18 protein-coding genes are annotated in these 15,870 nt (G+C 38.0%); 16 read left to right on the top strand and 2 right to left on the bottom strand.

All coding sequences use genetic code 11. The features are described from left to right. Positions 1 to 454: 454 nt before the first annotated feature. The 3 genes from ABDZ53_RS00460 (at position 455) to ABDZ53_RS00450 (ending at position 3,247) form a co-directional block, all read left to right on the top strand. A complete protein-coding gene (locus ABDZ53_RS00460) occupies positions 455 to 964 on the top strand; it encodes a YcxB family protein (RefSeq protein WP_343752872.1) in 510 nt (169 codons plus the stop codon). 58 nt (positions 965 to 1,022) lie between these two features. After that, the gene (locus tag ABDZ53_RS00455; RefSeq protein WP_343752870.1) at positions 1,023 to 2,495 is read left to right on the top strand and encodes a cysteine peptidase family C39 domain-containing protein; all 1,473 of its coding nucleotides are present in this window, start codon (positions 1,023 to 1,025) and stop codon (positions 2,493 to 2,495) included. 164 nt (positions 2,496 to 2,659) lie between these two features. Continuing rightward, positions 2,660 to 3,247, top strand: a complete 588-nt coding sequence (locus tag ABDZ53_RS00450) for an acetate uptake transporter (RefSeq protein WP_343752868.1) — start codon at positions 2,660 to 2,662, stop codon at positions 3,245 to 3,247. Between the two features lie 83 nt (positions 3,248 to 3,330). Here the strand turns inward: ABDZ53_RS00450 and ABDZ53_RS00445 are convergent, their stop codons facing one another. After that, a complete protein-coding gene (locus tag ABDZ53_RS00445) occupies positions 3,331 to 4,326 on the bottom strand; it encodes an aldo/keto reductase (RefSeq protein ID WP_343752866.1) in 996 nt (331 codons plus the stop codon). 101 nt (positions 4,327 to 4,427) lie between these two features. Here ABDZ53_RS00445 and thpR point away from each other — a divergent pair, with 101 nt between their 5' ends. From thpR to ABDZ53_RS00395, 10 genes are all read left to right on the top strand, one after another. Next, entirely contained in the window at positions 4,428 to 4,982 is a 555-nt protein-coding gene (thpR, locus tag ABDZ53_RS00440) for an RNA 2',3'-cyclic phosphodiesterase (RefSeq protein ID WP_343752864.1), read from the top strand. Then, a complete protein-coding gene (locus ABDZ53_RS00435; RefSeq protein WP_343752862.1) occupies positions 4,975 to 5,709 on the top strand; it encodes an alpha/beta hydrolase in 735 nt (244 codons plus the stop codon). Before thpR ends, ABDZ53_RS00435 begins: the two co-directional genes overlap by 8 nt. Before the next feature lie 105 nt (positions 5,710 to 5,814). Beyond that, complete coding sequence (locus tag ABDZ53_RS00430; RefSeq protein WP_343752860.1) at positions 5,815 to 6,657, top strand: M15 family metallopeptidase; 843 nt, start codon at positions 5,815 to 5,817, stop codon at positions 6,655 to 6,657. Further along, positions 6,641 to 7,954: a CapA family protein gene (locus ABDZ53_RS00425; RefSeq protein ID WP_343752858.1), complete on the top strand. Its 1,314-nt coding sequence runs from the start codon at positions 6,641 to 6,643 to the stop codon at positions 7,952 to 7,954. The genes ABDZ53_RS00430 and ABDZ53_RS00425 overlap by 17 nt, the downstream gene beginning before the upstream one ends. 122 nt (positions 7,955 to 8,076) lie before the next feature. Then, positions 8,077 to 8,928 (top strand): DegV family protein, encoded by an 852-nt coding sequence (locus ABDZ53_RS00420; RefSeq protein ID WP_343752856.1) that lies wholly within the window; start codon positions 8,077 to 8,079, stop codon positions 8,926 to 8,928. A gap of 158 nt (positions 8,929 to 9,086) precedes the next feature. Continuing rightward, positions 9,087 to 9,386 carry a DUF2628 domain-containing protein gene (locus tag ABDZ53_RS00415; protein WP_343752854.1) on the top strand — a complete coding sequence of 100 codons (300 nt, stop codon included), beginning with the start codon at positions 9,087 to 9,089 and terminating at the stop codon, positions 9,384 to 9,386. A gap of 128 nt (positions 9,387 to 9,514) precedes the next feature. Next, positions 9,515 to 10,402: a DegV family protein gene (locus ABDZ53_RS00410; RefSeq protein ID WP_343752852.1), complete on the top strand. Its 888-nt coding sequence runs from the start codon at positions 9,515 to 9,517 to the stop codon at positions 10,400 to 10,402. Positions 10,403 to 10,468: 66 nt separating this feature from the next. Then, the gene (locus ABDZ53_RS00405; protein ID WP_343752850.1) at positions 10,469 to 11,176 is read left to right on the top strand and encodes a TMEM164-related integral membrane acyltransferase; all 708 of its coding nucleotides are present in this window, start codon (positions 10,469 to 10,471) and stop codon (positions 11,174 to 11,176) included. Between the two features lie 51 nt (positions 11,177 to 11,227). Further along, positions 11,228 to 11,515, top strand: a complete 288-nt coding sequence (locus tag ABDZ53_RS00400; protein ID WP_343752848.1) for a DUF1294 domain-containing protein — start codon at positions 11,228 to 11,230, stop codon at positions 11,513 to 11,515. A gap of 98 nt (positions 11,516 to 11,613) precedes the next feature. Continuing rightward, positions 11,614 to 12,459: a GyrI-like domain-containing protein gene (locus ABDZ53_RS00395; protein ID WP_343752846.1), complete on the top strand. Its 846-nt coding sequence runs from the start codon at positions 11,614 to 11,616 to the stop codon at positions 12,457 to 12,459. 246 nt (positions 12,460 to 12,705) lie between these two features. Here the strand turns inward: ABDZ53_RS00395 and ABDZ53_RS00390 are convergent, their stop codons facing one another. Further along, on the bottom strand, positions 12,706 to 12,852 hold the full coding sequence (locus ABDZ53_RS00390) for a lmo0937 family membrane protein (protein WP_343752844.1): 147 nt from the start codon (positions 12,850 to 12,852) through the stop codon (positions 12,706 to 12,708). A 233-nt stretch (positions 12,853 to 13,085) separates the two neighbouring features. Here ABDZ53_RS00390 and ABDZ53_RS00385 point away from each other — a divergent pair, with 233 nt between their 5' ends. The 3 genes from ABDZ53_RS00385 (at position 13,086) to ABDZ53_RS00375 (ending at position 15,849) form a co-directional block, all read left to right on the top strand. After that, complete coding sequence (locus ABDZ53_RS00385; protein ID WP_343752842.1) at positions 13,086 to 13,808, top strand: TspO/MBR family protein; 723 nt, start codon at positions 13,086 to 13,088, stop codon at positions 13,806 to 13,808. Between the two features lie 112 nt (positions 13,809 to 13,920). Beyond that, entirely contained in the window at positions 13,921 to 14,919 is a 999-nt protein-coding gene (locus ABDZ53_RS00380) for a YeiH family protein (RefSeq protein ID WP_343752840.1), read from the top strand. A gap of 15 nt (positions 14,920 to 14,934) precedes the next feature. Next, positions 14,935 to 15,849 carry a glycerophosphodiester phosphodiesterase family protein gene (locus ABDZ53_RS00375; RefSeq protein WP_343752838.1) on the top strand — a complete coding sequence of 305 codons (915 nt, stop codon included), beginning with the start codon at positions 14,935 to 14,937 and terminating at the stop codon, positions 15,847 to 15,849. Positions 15,850 to 15,870 lie beyond the last annotated feature (21 nt).

Below are 15,870 nucleotides of genomic sequence, written 5' to 3'. Positions count from 1 at the left end.
AGAACCGGATTAAGTGAAAAATAAGACAAAAAGGAAACACCACATGTGAATAACTCAAAAAAATTCTGGAAAAAGTCATCCGCTGCGCCAGCATTTGAGTTTTTTGGAAATTTTAGAGAAAATCACATGTGAGGAATGTAACAAGTAGTAAATACTAGTCCTTTTTAATTTAATGCAACACTAGTGTCCTTTATTATAGTGTGTAAAGACCAGAATGAAGTGAACTATTACTGGAACAAACTTGGCATCATATAGATTAATAGAAGTTCGCCTCAGCATTCATATGAATGGGCTGAGGCCTTTTCGTTTTATGAATTACAGTCATTTACTGAATTGTTATACCTTTCTCTCCCTACAGCAAAAGGTGCAAAAATATATGGATAGCCTATTGCTAAAGCGATAGTGGATGACTATAATTATCTCATTAAACTATATTGAATAATGGAGAAAAGACATGGAAATAACGTATGAATTAGAAAAAGAAGATTACATTTTATTTAATTTATACCACATTGAGCATTCACCTTCTCAGAAAAAATTGCTGTTCATGATGCGTATAGTACTGCCTATTGTTTTCGCGATTCCTATTTATATCTTAGGAACGTCTATTTTTAATCAACCCGGTATTTATTGGATTATTGTGAGCCTATTGTTTGTAGTAGGATGGATGATATACTATCCCAAAGAACAAAAACGGTCGGTTCGAAAGCAGACAGAAAAATTACTGAATGAAGGCGATAATACGTCTCTGTTCGGGAAAAAGAAGTTAGTTGTCGATGAGTTTTCTATCACTATTACAGGTGGCCATTCTACTGAGGTCATAACGGTCGACACTATTCAATCTGTTAAAGTCTATGATGAGATGATTCTTCTTTATAATAGTTCCATCTCAGCTCATATCATTCCCACACGCTTTATGGATGGAGAAACGAAAAAAACATTACTGGCATTTTTTAACAAATAGGTAGAGTGATTCATCAAAACTAGAGGATTATCAGACTATTTGTTTGAGTTAGAAGAGGGTGTACAGTATAAAAAAGAAGAAAGGATTTCTGTGTCTAATCATTTTAGGCTTTTCTTTAAGCGGGTGTGGTTCGAATAATGCTACGGATAATGGTGATTTGACCTCAGAAGAATCAGGCCATGATACGGAACAGAATCAAGATCAGCTGACAACGTTTGAAAAAGACAGTGAGAATTTAATAGGCAACGGTATAGTCCTTCCAGATTATGAGGCAGAAGATGACTTGGATGCCCAATCCTTTCTGGACATTTTATCACAAGCTTTATCTGTTTTAGATATTAAAATGGATACGTCTCTTTATAATCCAAATGCTAACGAGAATGAAGCGATTAAGAATATGATTATGCTAGGCATATACCAAAGCCATTTTATTGAGGGAGAGGAATGGATTAATCACCCTCTAGACTATGGAACAGCTGGATATTGGTTGCTGAAGACTCAAGATACTATACAGGAACGAACAAATAGAGAGCCCCTCGCGACACCGGAGGACCTGATTCAGCGAATCAATGTATCTACAGCCCTTCATTTCTGGACGAAAGAGGATGTAGAAGTGCCTGTCTATGCCTTAGATGAGGTGCTCGAAGAAGACTCTGCTCATGATCAGCCTTTAACCAAGATTCGGGCTTCTGAAATACTCGTGACGGCCTATGAGGAGAGTATCGGAGAGATACCATTAGCTGAAGCACCGAGATTGACCGACACGGATAACCTTTTTGCGCAAAAAGCGGCAGTGGATTTCTACTGGATTGAAAACAATCAATTACATCCAGAAGAAACAGGGGATTGGCATGATTGGGCTTTCCTTTCAGCGAGTACTTATGATCGAAATATTCGAATGGAGCTTGGTTTAGAAGAAACCGTTGTTTCATATGGGGCAGCTTTATCTTCAGTGAGCCGATTACTAAAAGAATATGAAAAAGCCAGTCACGATAAACTAGAAGAGAAACTTGTTCTCAATGAGCGTCCCTATGATTGGCATGTCTATCAGCACGAGACAGGAGACTATTCCGATGTCAACTGCATGCCATCCTGCGTCGAGATGGCTTTGTTATATCAAGGAAAAAAAGAGGTTCCTTCAACTGAATTCCTGCGAAATGAAAACCTGAATAATGGGGAAGGGTGGCAGGATGGTTTAGCCGAAACAGTGATGTTACAGTATGGACTGACATTTGAGACAGATTGGGATGTTGAATTAAACAACATGATGGATTACCTTGAAAATGGGAATATCCTCTATGTGATGCATGGTCAGCCTGAATTAGAAATCGGTCACTCTGTCATAATAAAAGGGTATTGGCAAATAGGAGATAAGGTCCAATTCATCCTTTCCGATCCGGCTGAAAATCTAAACGGACGCTTTGGGTACACAGACTCTTTGAAAGAAGCTGAATCACTTATTTCACTTATCCAGTCACATATTCCAAGGTATTTTATTATTCCAAGCGAACCCACTTCTGGAAACATCTAACCGATTTATTCGCAATGGTGACAGGGAAATGTATAGAGAATAAGAAGAACATGAGAAGTGACAGGAATAAAACGCTCTCTTTAGAATTAAGATTGACACATAATCCGGACTATGCGTATAATGATTATCTGTGTGAATACTTATAACTATAGGAGTGTTTTATTTTGGAAAAAGGAAAAATGGTTACATATACAGAAATAACGGCTAACCCGGCACCGCTTGGGTTAATGGGATTCGGGATGACTACGGTCTTATTAAATATACATAATGCTGGATTCTTTGGTCTTGACGCCATGATTCTAGGCATGGGTATCTTCTTCGGGGGATTAGCTCAAGTTATCGCAGGGATTATGGAATTTAAAAAGAACAACACTTTCGGTACGACAGCATTTACATCTTATGGATTTTTTTGGATGGCTTTAGTCGCTTTGAATATTTTACCTGAGATGGGATATGGAGAACCTGCCAATTCCTTATCGATGGCGGCTTTCCTATTCATGTGGGGATTATTCACCCTGTTTATGTTTATCGGTACTTTACGTATCAATAGAGCCTTACAAGTCGTCTTTGGCACGTTAACCTTATTGTTTTTCTTATTAGCTCTTGGGAATTTTACTGAATCCACTTTAATATTGACCATCGCTGGTTATGAAGGAATTATTTGTGGGTTGTCAGCCATTTATGCAGCCATGGCTCAAGTTTTAAATGAAGTGTACGGAAAAGAAGTTATGCCAATTGGTGTAGTCAAATAAATAGCATATAAAGTCTCGCTAAAAGGCGAGGCTTTTTCTTTAAACAAAAAAGGAGTTGACTCAGTCAACTCCTTTTCAATCTTTTATTCTTTTATAATCTTTTCAATAGCGTCTATCTCGTCTTTAGAAAATTCCAGATTCTGAATTGACTCGACATTTTCAATGATTTGCTGAGGGCGACTGGCACCAATTAAAACAGTAGCGACTGCTTCGTTTTTTAATACCCACGATAAAGCCAGTTGAGATAACTTCTGTCCTCTATCTTTTGCAATCCCATTTAGTTTGTTTAACCGTTCAAGCATGGCCTCATCTAACTCTTTTTCTAACCAGGTATGATCACTCGCTACGCGGGAATCTTCAGGGATACCATTTAAGTATCTATCTGTTAAGAAACCTTGGTATAATGGAGAAAAGACAGCTAAGCCAATGCCATTTTTATGAGAATAGGTATCCAGGCCATCATCTTCTACCCAACGATTGAGCATAGAGTAGGAAGGCTGATTGACAATGAATGGCGTGTGAAGGTCTTCGAAAATACCTTTGATTGCCGCTGTTTGCTTCTGGTTGTAATTAGAAATGCCAACGTACAAGGCTTTTCCTTGTTTTACGGCATGGTCAAGGGCTAGAGCCGTTTCTTCTAAAGGAGTGTCCGGATCAAATACATGATGGTAAAAAATATCAACATAATCTAAATCCATCCGTTTCAAGCTTTGATCTAATGAAGCCGTCAAATATTTACGAGAGCCATGTTTATTTCCATAAGGACCTGGCCACATATCATAACCTGCTTTAGATGAAATAATCAGTTCATCTCTATAGGGTCTTAAACCTTTATCTAATATACGACCAAAATTTTCCTCAGCACTTCCGTTATGCGGATGCCCGTAATTGTTGGCTAAATCAAAATGAGTCACTCCTAAATCAAAAGCTGTCTGAACCATTTCTTCCATATTTGAAAAGACTTCGTTCGCCCCGAAGTTTTTCCATAAACCTAAAGAGACGGCAGGGAGCTTCAATCCACTATTACCGACCCGATTATAAACCATTGTATCGTAACGCTTGTCACTAGGTGTATACATATATAGTCTCCTTTATCTATTTTCTATCTCTATTTTATACTATTTGAAAGCGAAAACACAAACCTTTATATTAAAGACAAACGAATTATGGAGGGGTTAACATGATGAGAGTCTTCATAGCCATAGAACTTTCCAAGGATATAAAAGAGGAATTAAAGCAAACACAAGATAAATTAAGCCCTTTTTGTACAAAGGGACGGTTAACAGATAAAAGCAATTTCCATCTAACGTTACGTTTTATTGGTGAGGTCAATCTAAAGGAATATCATTCTCTAAAAAAGGCAGTTGACACAGTCATGAAGACCCATTACCCATTTTCTCTTCATCTAGACTCTCTCGGATCTTTCAATAAAAGGAACCGACACATTATATGGGCTGGAGTAAGAGGGGAAATGAACAAATTGTATAACCTTTACTATGGATTAGAGGAAGCGTTATTGGAAGAAGGGTTTCCTAAAGAAGAGCGGGAGTATACTCCTCATATTACTTTGGCCCGACAGGTTCAATTAATAGAACCTATTAATGAATTGAATCAGAAAGTGTCAATGAAGTCCTTAGAATTTTCAGTAAAGGATATAGCTGTAATGGAGAGTATAAATAGAAACGGTCAGCTTGTCTATAGACCGGTATACAGAGGAGAGCGTTCAAGTGAGTAAAGGAAAGAAGATAGGGTTAGGGCTAATCATACTAGTGATTGGATTAAGTATGGGGATAATCTTATTTGTTCATGAACGAACCTATACAGCAATGGAAGAAGCTGTCGTGTCACTTGACGATTACAGAGTCCGTCAGGAAGACGATTGGATTGTCATTCAACCTGAAGAAGAAGTAAAAGCCAACCTTGTGTTATATCCAGGTGGTTTTGTAGAATCTGAAGCTTACGTCCCATTAGCGCTGTCTTTAAGTGAAGAAGGAATCAGAGTGATTCTCCCTCATATGCCTTTTCATTTAGCAATATTAGATAGTGATAAGTTCGATTCTATTTATCAAGCCATTGATTCAGACCTTCCTTGGTGGATCGGGGGACATTCACTTGGAGGAACGAGTGCCTTGCTCTATGCAAGTGAGAATGAAAAGGTTATAGAGGGGGCTGTGCTGTTAGCTTCCTATCCAAGCGAGAATACTGATCTTAGCCAATCCCCTCTAACCGTATTATCCATTGATGCGACACATGATACCATTATCAATGAGACCCAATATGAAGAGACACAATCTTTATTGCCTGATGATACGTCGTATGTATCGATAGAAGGAGGGAATCATTCTCAGTTTGGTTATTATGGGTTTCAAGATGGCGATGGAAGAAGTGAAATAACGCGTGAAGAGCAGCATCAACAAGTCGTTGAGGCGATTCTGACTGTACTTGAGACGTCTCCTCAATAAAATATCTTGAGCTCGTTTTTCTTTTTCAGTACACATTGACGACAGTTGACGGATTTGGTAAAGTATGGAAAGTGAAAATGACGATGCTGATTAGGAGTTTATGAAATGACTATAAAAACAGGGTTAAAAACCTTAGCTGTAACGGGAGTTTTATCCATTCTAATAGGGTGTGCTCCCACAAACGATAATGGACCTGAGCAAGAACCGACTGAAACGGAACCGACTAATCAATCGGATGACCCTTTAGATGAGGATTCTCAGACAGACGATTTTAATGAAGACTCATCAAGGGATACAGGTGAAGAGGAAGACGTAGAGGATGACAACGTGACTCTGGACTTGGAAGAAGACATCTTCAATCCTTCAAGTACAGCTGTTTTAGTGAATAAGTCCTATAGTTTAAATGAAGAAGACGCGCCAGACGATTTAGTTTTAGTCGATGTGCCCACCGTGTTAGAGAGCGTGGAAATTAGACAAATGAGACAAGTAGCTGCAGATGCTTTGAAAGAAATGTTTAGTGCAGCGGAAGAAGAAGGAATCATCTTGCATGCTCGATCTGGTTACCGTTCTTACCAGACACAAGTTCAACTTTTTAATAATTATGTTGAAAACCACGGAGAAGAAGCAGCTAACCGATACAGTGCCCGACCAGGAGAGAGTGAGCATCAAACCGGATTAGCGATGGATGTAACAAGTGAAAGCGTAAATTATCAGTTAACAGAAGCGTTCGGTGAGACAGAAGAAGGCATATGGGTAAAAGAAAATGCTCATGACTATGGTTTTATCATCAGATACCCAGAAGGAAAAGAAGCCATTACAGGGTATATTTATGAACCGTGGCATCTGCGTTACTTAGGAAAAGATTTAGCTACAGATGTTCATGAGAGTGGCTTAACGTATGAAGAATATTTAGCGGAAGGCGGTTTAGACATTGAGATCAACGAATAGAAAAAAACGCCGTTCGTCTACATTTAAACGCATTCTCTTATTTCTGGTTATTATTAGTGTGGCTTTAGGGGCTGGTTTCGTCACTTGGCAGTATTTGAGAGGGGAGACTAGTCAGTCAGACGGAGACACGCCGTCTAATGAAGAAACACCCTCTCATGTTGAAACGGAACCAGAAAATCTGGAGGACACACCTGTGGCAGAAGAACCGGATGATGAAGAAGACCCAGAGCCTGAAGAAACATTTATTGATATTCGTATTTCGGCAACGGGTGATGTCATGGGGCATGCCTCTCAGTTAGAGAGTGCTTATGATGCAGAAACGGATACTTATGATTTTACTTCTGTTTTTGAAGACGTGAAACCCGTTATAGAAGAAGCTGATTTAGCTTTAGCCAATCTGGAAACCACTTTAGCCGGACCGTCGAGACCATATATTGGTTACCCGACATTCAATACACCAGATGCCATAGTGGATGGGCTGGAGTATGCCGGATTCGATGCCCTTATAACCGCTAATAACCATAGTTTAGATACACGGGCTGAAGGTTTGAGAAGAACGGTAGAAGTCATTCAAGACAAGGGGCTGAATGCTGTCGGAACATATTCGAGTGCACCTGATTCAAGGGTCTTAATGAAAGATGTCAATGGTATATCCGTTGCTGTCTTGGGCTATACGGAACACTTAAACGGGTTGGAAGCTCAGTATTCAGATGAAGAGTTATTTGCTATGGTTGACATAATAGATGAAGAGCAAATCATTCGAGATATTGAAGAGGCTAAAGCTCTTGACCCAGACCTCATCGTTACTTACATGCATTGGGGAGCAGAATATGTGGAAGAACCAAATGAACTGCAAACTTATTATGCTGAATTACTGACTCGAGAAGGCGTGGATATTATATTAGGTAGCCATCCTCACGTGATTCAACGGGCAGAAATGCTAGAGGTCGATGGAAACGAAGCCTTTGTAGCTTATTCGATGGGGAATTTTATATCCAATCAGAGACGTGAAACCCTAGGTGCTGGCTTTGAACCTACCGAAGATGGCGTCATTATTTCTTTCGACATCCAAAAGAATGAATTAACGGAAGAAACAACCATTGAACAGGTGATATTTACGCCTACTTGGGTGTATAGAAATCGAGAAGATGGATCGGGGACATATACTTACCGTATATTACCAGTGGATCGATATTTGGAAAATCCCGATTTATCAGAAGAATTTAATAATCGTGCGAGAGAGTCTTATGAAAGAACGATGCAACGATTGAATTATGATGCAACTGAAACAGACTAATTATAAGTGTCTTCTCCAGAAAGGATGAGGGCACTTTTTTAGATTGGAAGTTTATGATTAAAGAGGTATAATTTGATAATATGAGTTAAAAATCTATCTAATTATTTCAGGAGGAAGAATGCATGCCGAAAGTCATACTAAGCGCAGACAGTACATGTGATTTAAGTGAAGAGTGGATAGAAAAGTACAAGGTTCAAATCCAGCCCTTACATATCATTCTAGACGGGAAAGATTACAGAGACAGTATTGATATTAAACCCGATGACATATTCAGCACATATGAAAAAGAAGGGAAACTCCCTCAAACGGCTGCTCCAAATATAGCGGAATACATGAATCATTTTAAAAAATGGACGGATAAAGGCTATGAAGTTATTCATATTAGTTTAGGATCTAGCTTATCCTCAGCCTATCAAAACAGCTGCATAGCCGCAGAAGAACTCGGTCATGTTTACCCTATTGACTCCGGTAATTTATCTACAGGAATGGGTCTGCTGGTTATTGAAGCAGGAGATCGGATTGGACAGGGGATGGAGGCGAAAGACATTCGCGATGATATTATCGCCTTAAAAGAAAAAGTGAATACCAGTTTTATCATCGATAAATTAACTTATCTCCATGAAGGAGGACGTTGTACAGCGATAGAAGCGTTCAGCGCCAATCTGTTGAATATCAGACCCAGTATCGAAGTCGATAATGCATCTGGAAAAATGAACGTCGGGAAGAAATATAGAGGGAACACTGCGAAGGTACTTAAGCGATATGGAGCAGACCGTTTATCTAAACATAAAGATACAGTTATCAACAGAATAATTATCACTCATTCAGGAACAGCTCCTGAGAACATTACTCTATTAAAAAATGTGATTGAGGAAACAGCCACTTGTAAAGAAATCCATGTCATGCGTGCAGGCTGTACTATTTCTTCACACTGTGGACCCAATACATTGGGGTTAATGTATTTATCACATTAGACTATCAATGATTAACTCAAGTGAATAGAATTCAGTTTAATAAGTGTTAAAATGATTCTATATAAAAATTATATTTTATGACGTATTGCTTATTCATTAGGGTTTGATATAATAAGGTTACTTAATAATAGTAAAAAATAAACGTGAGGAGGATTGGAATGAAAGTTATTATGGAACATCCCTCTGGTATGGTTAAAGAAGTTAAAAAAGGGTTCTCTTGGACGGTATTCTTTTTTGGTTTATTTGTCCCGTTAATTAGAGGCGATTTAAAATGGGCAGCTATTATGTTTGCTCTCTCATTATTGGCAGGTTCACTCTCATTCGGTTTAGGATCTTTGTTTATAAGCCTTATCTTTTCCTTTATCTATAACAAACTATACATAAAAGAATTGTTGGAAAAGGGATATAGACCAGCACCTGAATTTGAAGTAGCTGTTTCAAGTTACGTTAACAGTTGAGAACTTATTATTTAGAGCAATACATATAGGAAAACAGAGTAGATGCGTCTACTCTGTTTTCATTTTCACTTTACTTTTTGGATAGGTTAGATTAGTATGACAGAAAGAAGTTAAAAGGAGAGCTGGTTATGAGCAATTATATTATTACAAGTAGTTCTACAGCAGATATGCCATTAGAATACTTTGAAAAAAGAAACATTCCATACGTTCCCTTTCATTTTATGATAGATGGAAAAGAATATCCCGATGACTTAGGTCAATCTATATCATTTGAAGATTTCTACCAAAGAATATCTGAAGGATCTATGCCTACGACATCTCAAGTAAATGTGGGCCAGTTTGTAGATTTCTTTACCCCTTTCTTAGAAGAAGGTAAGGATATTCTTCATATTGAGTTTTCATCCGGCTTATCAGGTACGTATAATTCAGCCACAATAGCTAGAGAACAATTATTAGAAGACTTTCCAGACCGAAAGATTGAAGTCGTTGATTCCTTGGCTGCATCCGGTGGATATGGATTATTACTTGACTATGCAGTGGACAAAAAAGAAGCAGGGGCTACACTGGAAGAAGTGAGAGTCTGGGTGGAAGAAAATAAATTAAATGTCAACCACTGGTTCTTCTCTACAGATTTAACTCACTACAAACGTGGGGGACGTATATCTGCAACCTCTGCCTTTTTCGGTGGCATGTTAAATATTGCTCCTCTTTTAAACATGAATGCCAAAGGAGAACTGACACCACGTAAAAAAGTTAGAGGTAAAAAACAAGTGATAAAAGAAATGGTTAAAAAAATGGAAGAGCTCGCCCTTAATGGAACAGAATACGATGGGAAATGCATCATCACTCACTCGGCTGTTTATGATGATGCACTGAAAGTAGCTGATATCATTGAACAAACATTTCCTAATTTGGCTGGTAAAGTTGCAATCAACAGTATTGGAACAGTGATTGGTTCTCATACAGGGCCAGGAACAGTAGCTTTATTTTTCATGGGAGATAAACGAGCGGACTAATTGAATTGAAACACCTTCTTTATTTTAAGAGGGTGTTTTTCTCAATAAAAAGGAGATTCTATAGAAATGACAGCATACGGAGAGTATATTACCCTATTTAACCTGGATCATCTTCTATACATAGGAGGACTCATCGGACTAGGGACGGCTCTTTTTCTAAACAAACAGACAATAAAGGAAAAAAAAGAGACTATATCTACCTTAATCATTCTTTTCAGTATAGGTCAGCAAATTTTATTATACAGCTCTTATTTTTATTTGTTTGATTTTGATTTAGCTGAATCTCTGCCTCTACATATTAGTCGAATTAACTCCCTGCTAGGTATGTGGTATCTCCTAACAAAAAATAAAGCGGTATTTAAAGTACTTTGTTTTTTTGGCCTATATGCCTGGACCAGTTTTTTATACCCGAGTCGCGTTTACGGTGTTTTTCATCCCATAGGTATCAGTTTTTTTGTTAATCATGTCATTACCTTATTGTTGCCTTATTACGGAATGATAGTCTACGGTGAAAGAGTGGAGAAGGGAGACAAGAAAACAGCATTCTTCTGGTTTTTAATCTATTTGGTGACTGCGATAAGTGTCAATCATTTAGTGGATGGGAATTATTTTTATTTAAAACACAAACCTATCTTTGCTTTTTTGCCAGATGCTATCTATATTCCGTTGCTTGTACTCTTTACTTACCTATTTTTCACTTTGGGATATTATTTATATACAAAGATTCAATATGCGTTGGATAAAGAGTCCATTCAATTAAAAAACTCAAAATAAAAGTGTTCATTTATCAGCACGTATGTATACACTTATTTAAAAGGAGCCCCTATGCTAAGCCAACTTACTGTATACCATATACTCATTCTTATAATTGGTCTCTTGATCAATCTGTTGACCTATAGTTTATTTTATATAGACAAAAAGAGAGCAATAAAAAATAAATCTCGAATTTCGGAAAAAACCCTGTTAACTTTTTCTGTTTTGGGAGGGGGATTAGGAGCCTGTATTGGAATGAAACAGTTCCGTCACAAAACACAAAAAGTTAAATTCAAAGTAGGCGTACCGATTGGGCTCATTCTATCGGCTTTTCTTTTAATCTTCTTACTCCTCATATGATAGTAAACAAATGACAGGCATCCGATTAATAAAAGCAGTAACTGTCGGGAGAAAGAATCACACCTTTGATAGGATAAGAGTGGAAGGAGGTCTCAGACATGAGCCATTTACATTCTCTAAATGAGGCAATGGAGTATATTGAAAGCCATCTTGACCAAAAAATAGACATGAAAGAGGTGGCCAGAAAAGCGCTCAGCTCGGAATACGAATTTAAAAGAATCTTTTCTTTTTTATCAGGTATGACGTTAAGTGATTATATTAGGAAAAGAAGGCTGACATTAGCGGCAATGGCCTTACAAAAGGGTGGAGCCAAAGTGATTGATGTGGCGAACCAGTATGGGTATAGCTCCCCAGATGCTTTTTCTAGAGCTTTTGAAAGATATCATCACATTTTGCCTTCAGAAGTCAGGACGCGTACCCATACGTTGAAATCATGTCCGATAATGACTTTCCGACTCACTATCGAAGGAGGAGAAGAAATGAATTATCGAATCGAAGAAAAAACGGAGTTCAAAGTAGCTGGATACTGCATGGAAATGATTATGGAAGAGAATCAATTAAAACCGTCTTATGATGAAGTACTGGAGAAGCTTACAGACGAACGAGTTGAGGAATTGACTGACTTATCAGATAGAGAGCCTAGTGGGGTTATTCACGTGACTACGGATTATAGGCAACTTTCAGAACACACAGAAGCATTTAATCATTATATCGGTGCTGCTGTTTCAAAGGATTATTCTGGAAATAAAGAAACGCATGACATCAAAGCTTCCGCTTGGGCAGTTTTTGAAATAGAAGGAGATTGGGAAAGCGTAGAAAAAGAATGGATGAGAATTTATTCTGAATGGCTGCCTTCTTCTAATTTTGAACTGATTGAGGGAGCAGAAATATTAGCGAGTAAAGAAAATTCTAGTGAAGTATGGATTCAAGTCAAAAAGAGATAAAACAAAAAAACCGTCATTTCGGTAGAAGTGGCGGTTTTTTGATGAGTTAATCAACAGTTCGTTGACTTTTTTATTTAGATTTTTTACATTATTTCACTTAAGATTGGGTCAATTCTTGAAAACTAATGATAAATGTAAACCTTGTTTAACTTTTTAAGACAGACAAACTTTCCCATCAAAAAAGAAGATTCTTTACCAGAAAAATCCGGTAAAGAATCTTCTTGCAAAAAATATGTCTAAGAGGGGCTACCTTCCTCGTCGTCCTGTAATCATATTGAAGATGAATACTATTAAAGCAATAACCAGTAGGATATGAACGAATCCACCAGCAACCTCAAACACAAGTCCTAAAATCCAAAATAAAATTAATAACCCAATAATTGTCCACAACATTGAACATCACTCCTTATTATTTATACTCTGAGTATAGCAAAAGAAAAAGAAAAAATATAACGATATGCTTTTAAATATTCATTATTATCTAAAAAGCTTCTCTGATAGTTTCAACAAGCACGAAGTGCTACAATGAACACCATCTTAATACTAGTTAATTATGCATAGAATCGGTATTATATGAATGTCATATGCTATACTATTAGATAATATATATAAAAAGGAGAGATACCATGGATAACAGAAAAAAATTAGGCATAATCTATTTAGTTTTTTATATTCTCATGATTCTAGCTAACTATTTGACAGGTTCAAATGTCGGGAATGTAGCTGATCAGAACGAATCTTTTATTCAACCGGCAGGATACGTTTTTTCTATTTGGGGCCTTATTTACATCTTACTCTTCATTTGGATCATCCGGATTTTTTTCACTCACTACCAAGGGGTGTATGAACGGGTTAATTACTGGTTAGTTGGAAATTTTGTTTTGAATGCCTTATGGATTTTCGTATTTACACAAGAGTGGCTGCTCGTGTCTAACATAGTTATTATAGGGTTGTTGATTACTCTTATAGTTATCTACAAGAAGATGACTAAGGTGCAAGGCCATTGGTTTGACAGGTTTCCGTTCTCCATTTATTTAGGATGGGTGAGTATAGCAACGATTGTCAATATTGTAACGTGGGTTGTCGGAAATGGAGTAGAAGAACTGTTTGGTTTAAATGAGTACCAGTGGACGCTGGTTTTACTTGTTATAGCAACAGCTCTTGCTGTCTGGCTAGCTGTGAAACATATGGATTGGGTCTTGCCGCTGGTCTTTGTATGGGCCTTTAGCGGAATCATCGTAGAAAATGAGAATGATTTGATGTTACTTATGGTCGTAACAGCTTTAGGTATTGTAACTCAACTTGCTACTTCACTTTACGTTGGAGCGAAAGTTCGAAAAACAGTTTAAAAAAATTAGACTTTGCGTTAAATTAGAGACTATGGTAATAAGAGTCTTTAGTCTAATGACGTAAAGTCTTTTTTAATGTTATAATATAGGAACGTATGAAAGGAACGAAACAATGAAAAAACACTTACCTGGGATAGCTTTATCCCTATTCATCGCAGCTCTTGCTACTCTGGTCGCTAATTGGATTCCAGGCGACATTATAGGCGCATCGGTTTTAGCTATATTTATTGGAATCGTAGTCCGACTTATTTATTATAATGAGACTTTATTTAATGAAGGTGTTCAATTTACATCTAAAAGAGTGTTAAAGTTTGCTATTGTCCTTTTAGGAGCATCATTGAACTTTTCCATCATCATGCAAGTAGGCGGGCGAACGGTTATTGTTCTCATATTTACTTTGTTTACTGCCTTCTTTGGAGGGTATCTCTTAGGAAAAGCCTTTAATGTGAATTGGAAATTGAGTAACATGATTGCGGCTGGGACAGCCATTTGTGGCGGTTCGGCTATAGCTGCTATGGCACCAGTGATAGAAGCAGAAGACGGAGATGTCTCTTATGCTATTTCGTCCACTTTTCTATTCGACATGTTGATGATTGTCGTCTATCCCTTAATCGGACGTCTGCTCCTTTTAAATGATACGTTCTTCGGGTACTGGGCAGGGACGTCTATCAATGATACATCAAGTGTTGTAGCCGCGAGCTTTGCTTTTTCTGAAGCTGCTGGTGAAATAGCAACGATGGTTAAATTGACCCGGACATTAGCGATTATTCCGACTGTCCTTGTTTTTTCGTCCATTTACTTTAGAAGAAAATTAAAACAACCCAATAAAAGAAAAGAAAAAGTGGATCTTGTCTCTATTTTCCCATGGTTTATCGTCTTGTTTGTCCTTATGGCTGTGTTGAATACATTTGGTTTATTCACACCCACTCTAGTAGAGTTTCTGAGAATGATTAGTCGCTTTTCCATGGTTGCTGCTTTAGCAGCTATCGGATTAAAAACTGATTTGAAATCATTTAGTCGAACGGGATGGAAACCATTTATCCATAGTATGCTGTTATCTTCTCTAGTAGCAGTAGTTTCTTACGTGGTTGTTGCCCTTATCATTGGGTAGTTAAAGGAGTAAACTATGAAAGATAAACTGATAAAAGCAGCTAAAATAACAGGCACTCTTTTCCTTGTTATAGGCAGTATATGGTTCGCATTATTTTTGTTTCCCCTGACATCTGAAAGCGAACAGGCTTATATAGCAGGAGATGATGAGACCCTAGTCATTGCTCACAGAGGCGGTCTCGTCCATGCTCCAGAAGGAACATTAGAAGCCTTCAGGTATTCGGATGAACTCGGAGCAGACATATTGGAGTATGATGTGCATATTACTTCTGATAATCACTTAGTTGTGATTCATGATTCATCTGTTGACCGAACAACGGATGGATCGGGCTTAGTCAATGACCTGACACTTGAAGAAGTTCAGTCTCTTGATGCCGGATACCACTTCCAAGATGAGAATGGAGGATACACCTACCGAAATCAAGGTGTGTACATTCCTACAGTAGATGAAGTCTTTGAGGAATTCGGACACACAAGGCACTTAATCGAGTTAAAAGCCAGTAATCACCCGGATAGATACGATGACTTGATTCATGGGATGTGGGAACTCATCGAAAAGCATGGCTTACATGAACAGATATTAATCGCCAGTTTTGATCATGATATCAACTTGGCGTTTGAAGAGGTGTCAAACGGCACGGTGGCTATTGGGGCAGGGGAGCAGGAAGCCAGACAGTTTGTTATCTACCATAAGGCATTGGCCAATCTATTATATCGTCCGACCGCTCATGCTCTGCAGTTGCCAATGGAACAAGAAGGCTTTAATTTGGCAGACTGGAAACTGATTCGTGGAGCGAACAATAGAGGGATGGCTGTATACTATTGGACCATTAACGATGAAGAAACGATGCGCGAACTCATTGACTTGAATGCGCACGGCATTATGACAGATAACCCCGAATTGCTTATCTCCGTTATACAAGATAGGTGATCAGACTATGAATGAGGTGTA

The sequence above is a fragment of the Alkalibacterium iburiense genome (assembly GCF_039521845.1).
GTDB classification, from domain to species: Bacteria; Bacillota; Bacilli; order Lactobacillales; family Carnobacteriaceae_A; genus Alkalibacterium; species Alkalibacterium iburiense.
The sequence above is the reverse complement of the archived record's forward strand: the minus strand, read 5'-3'. Positions and strand labels throughout refer to the sequence as shown.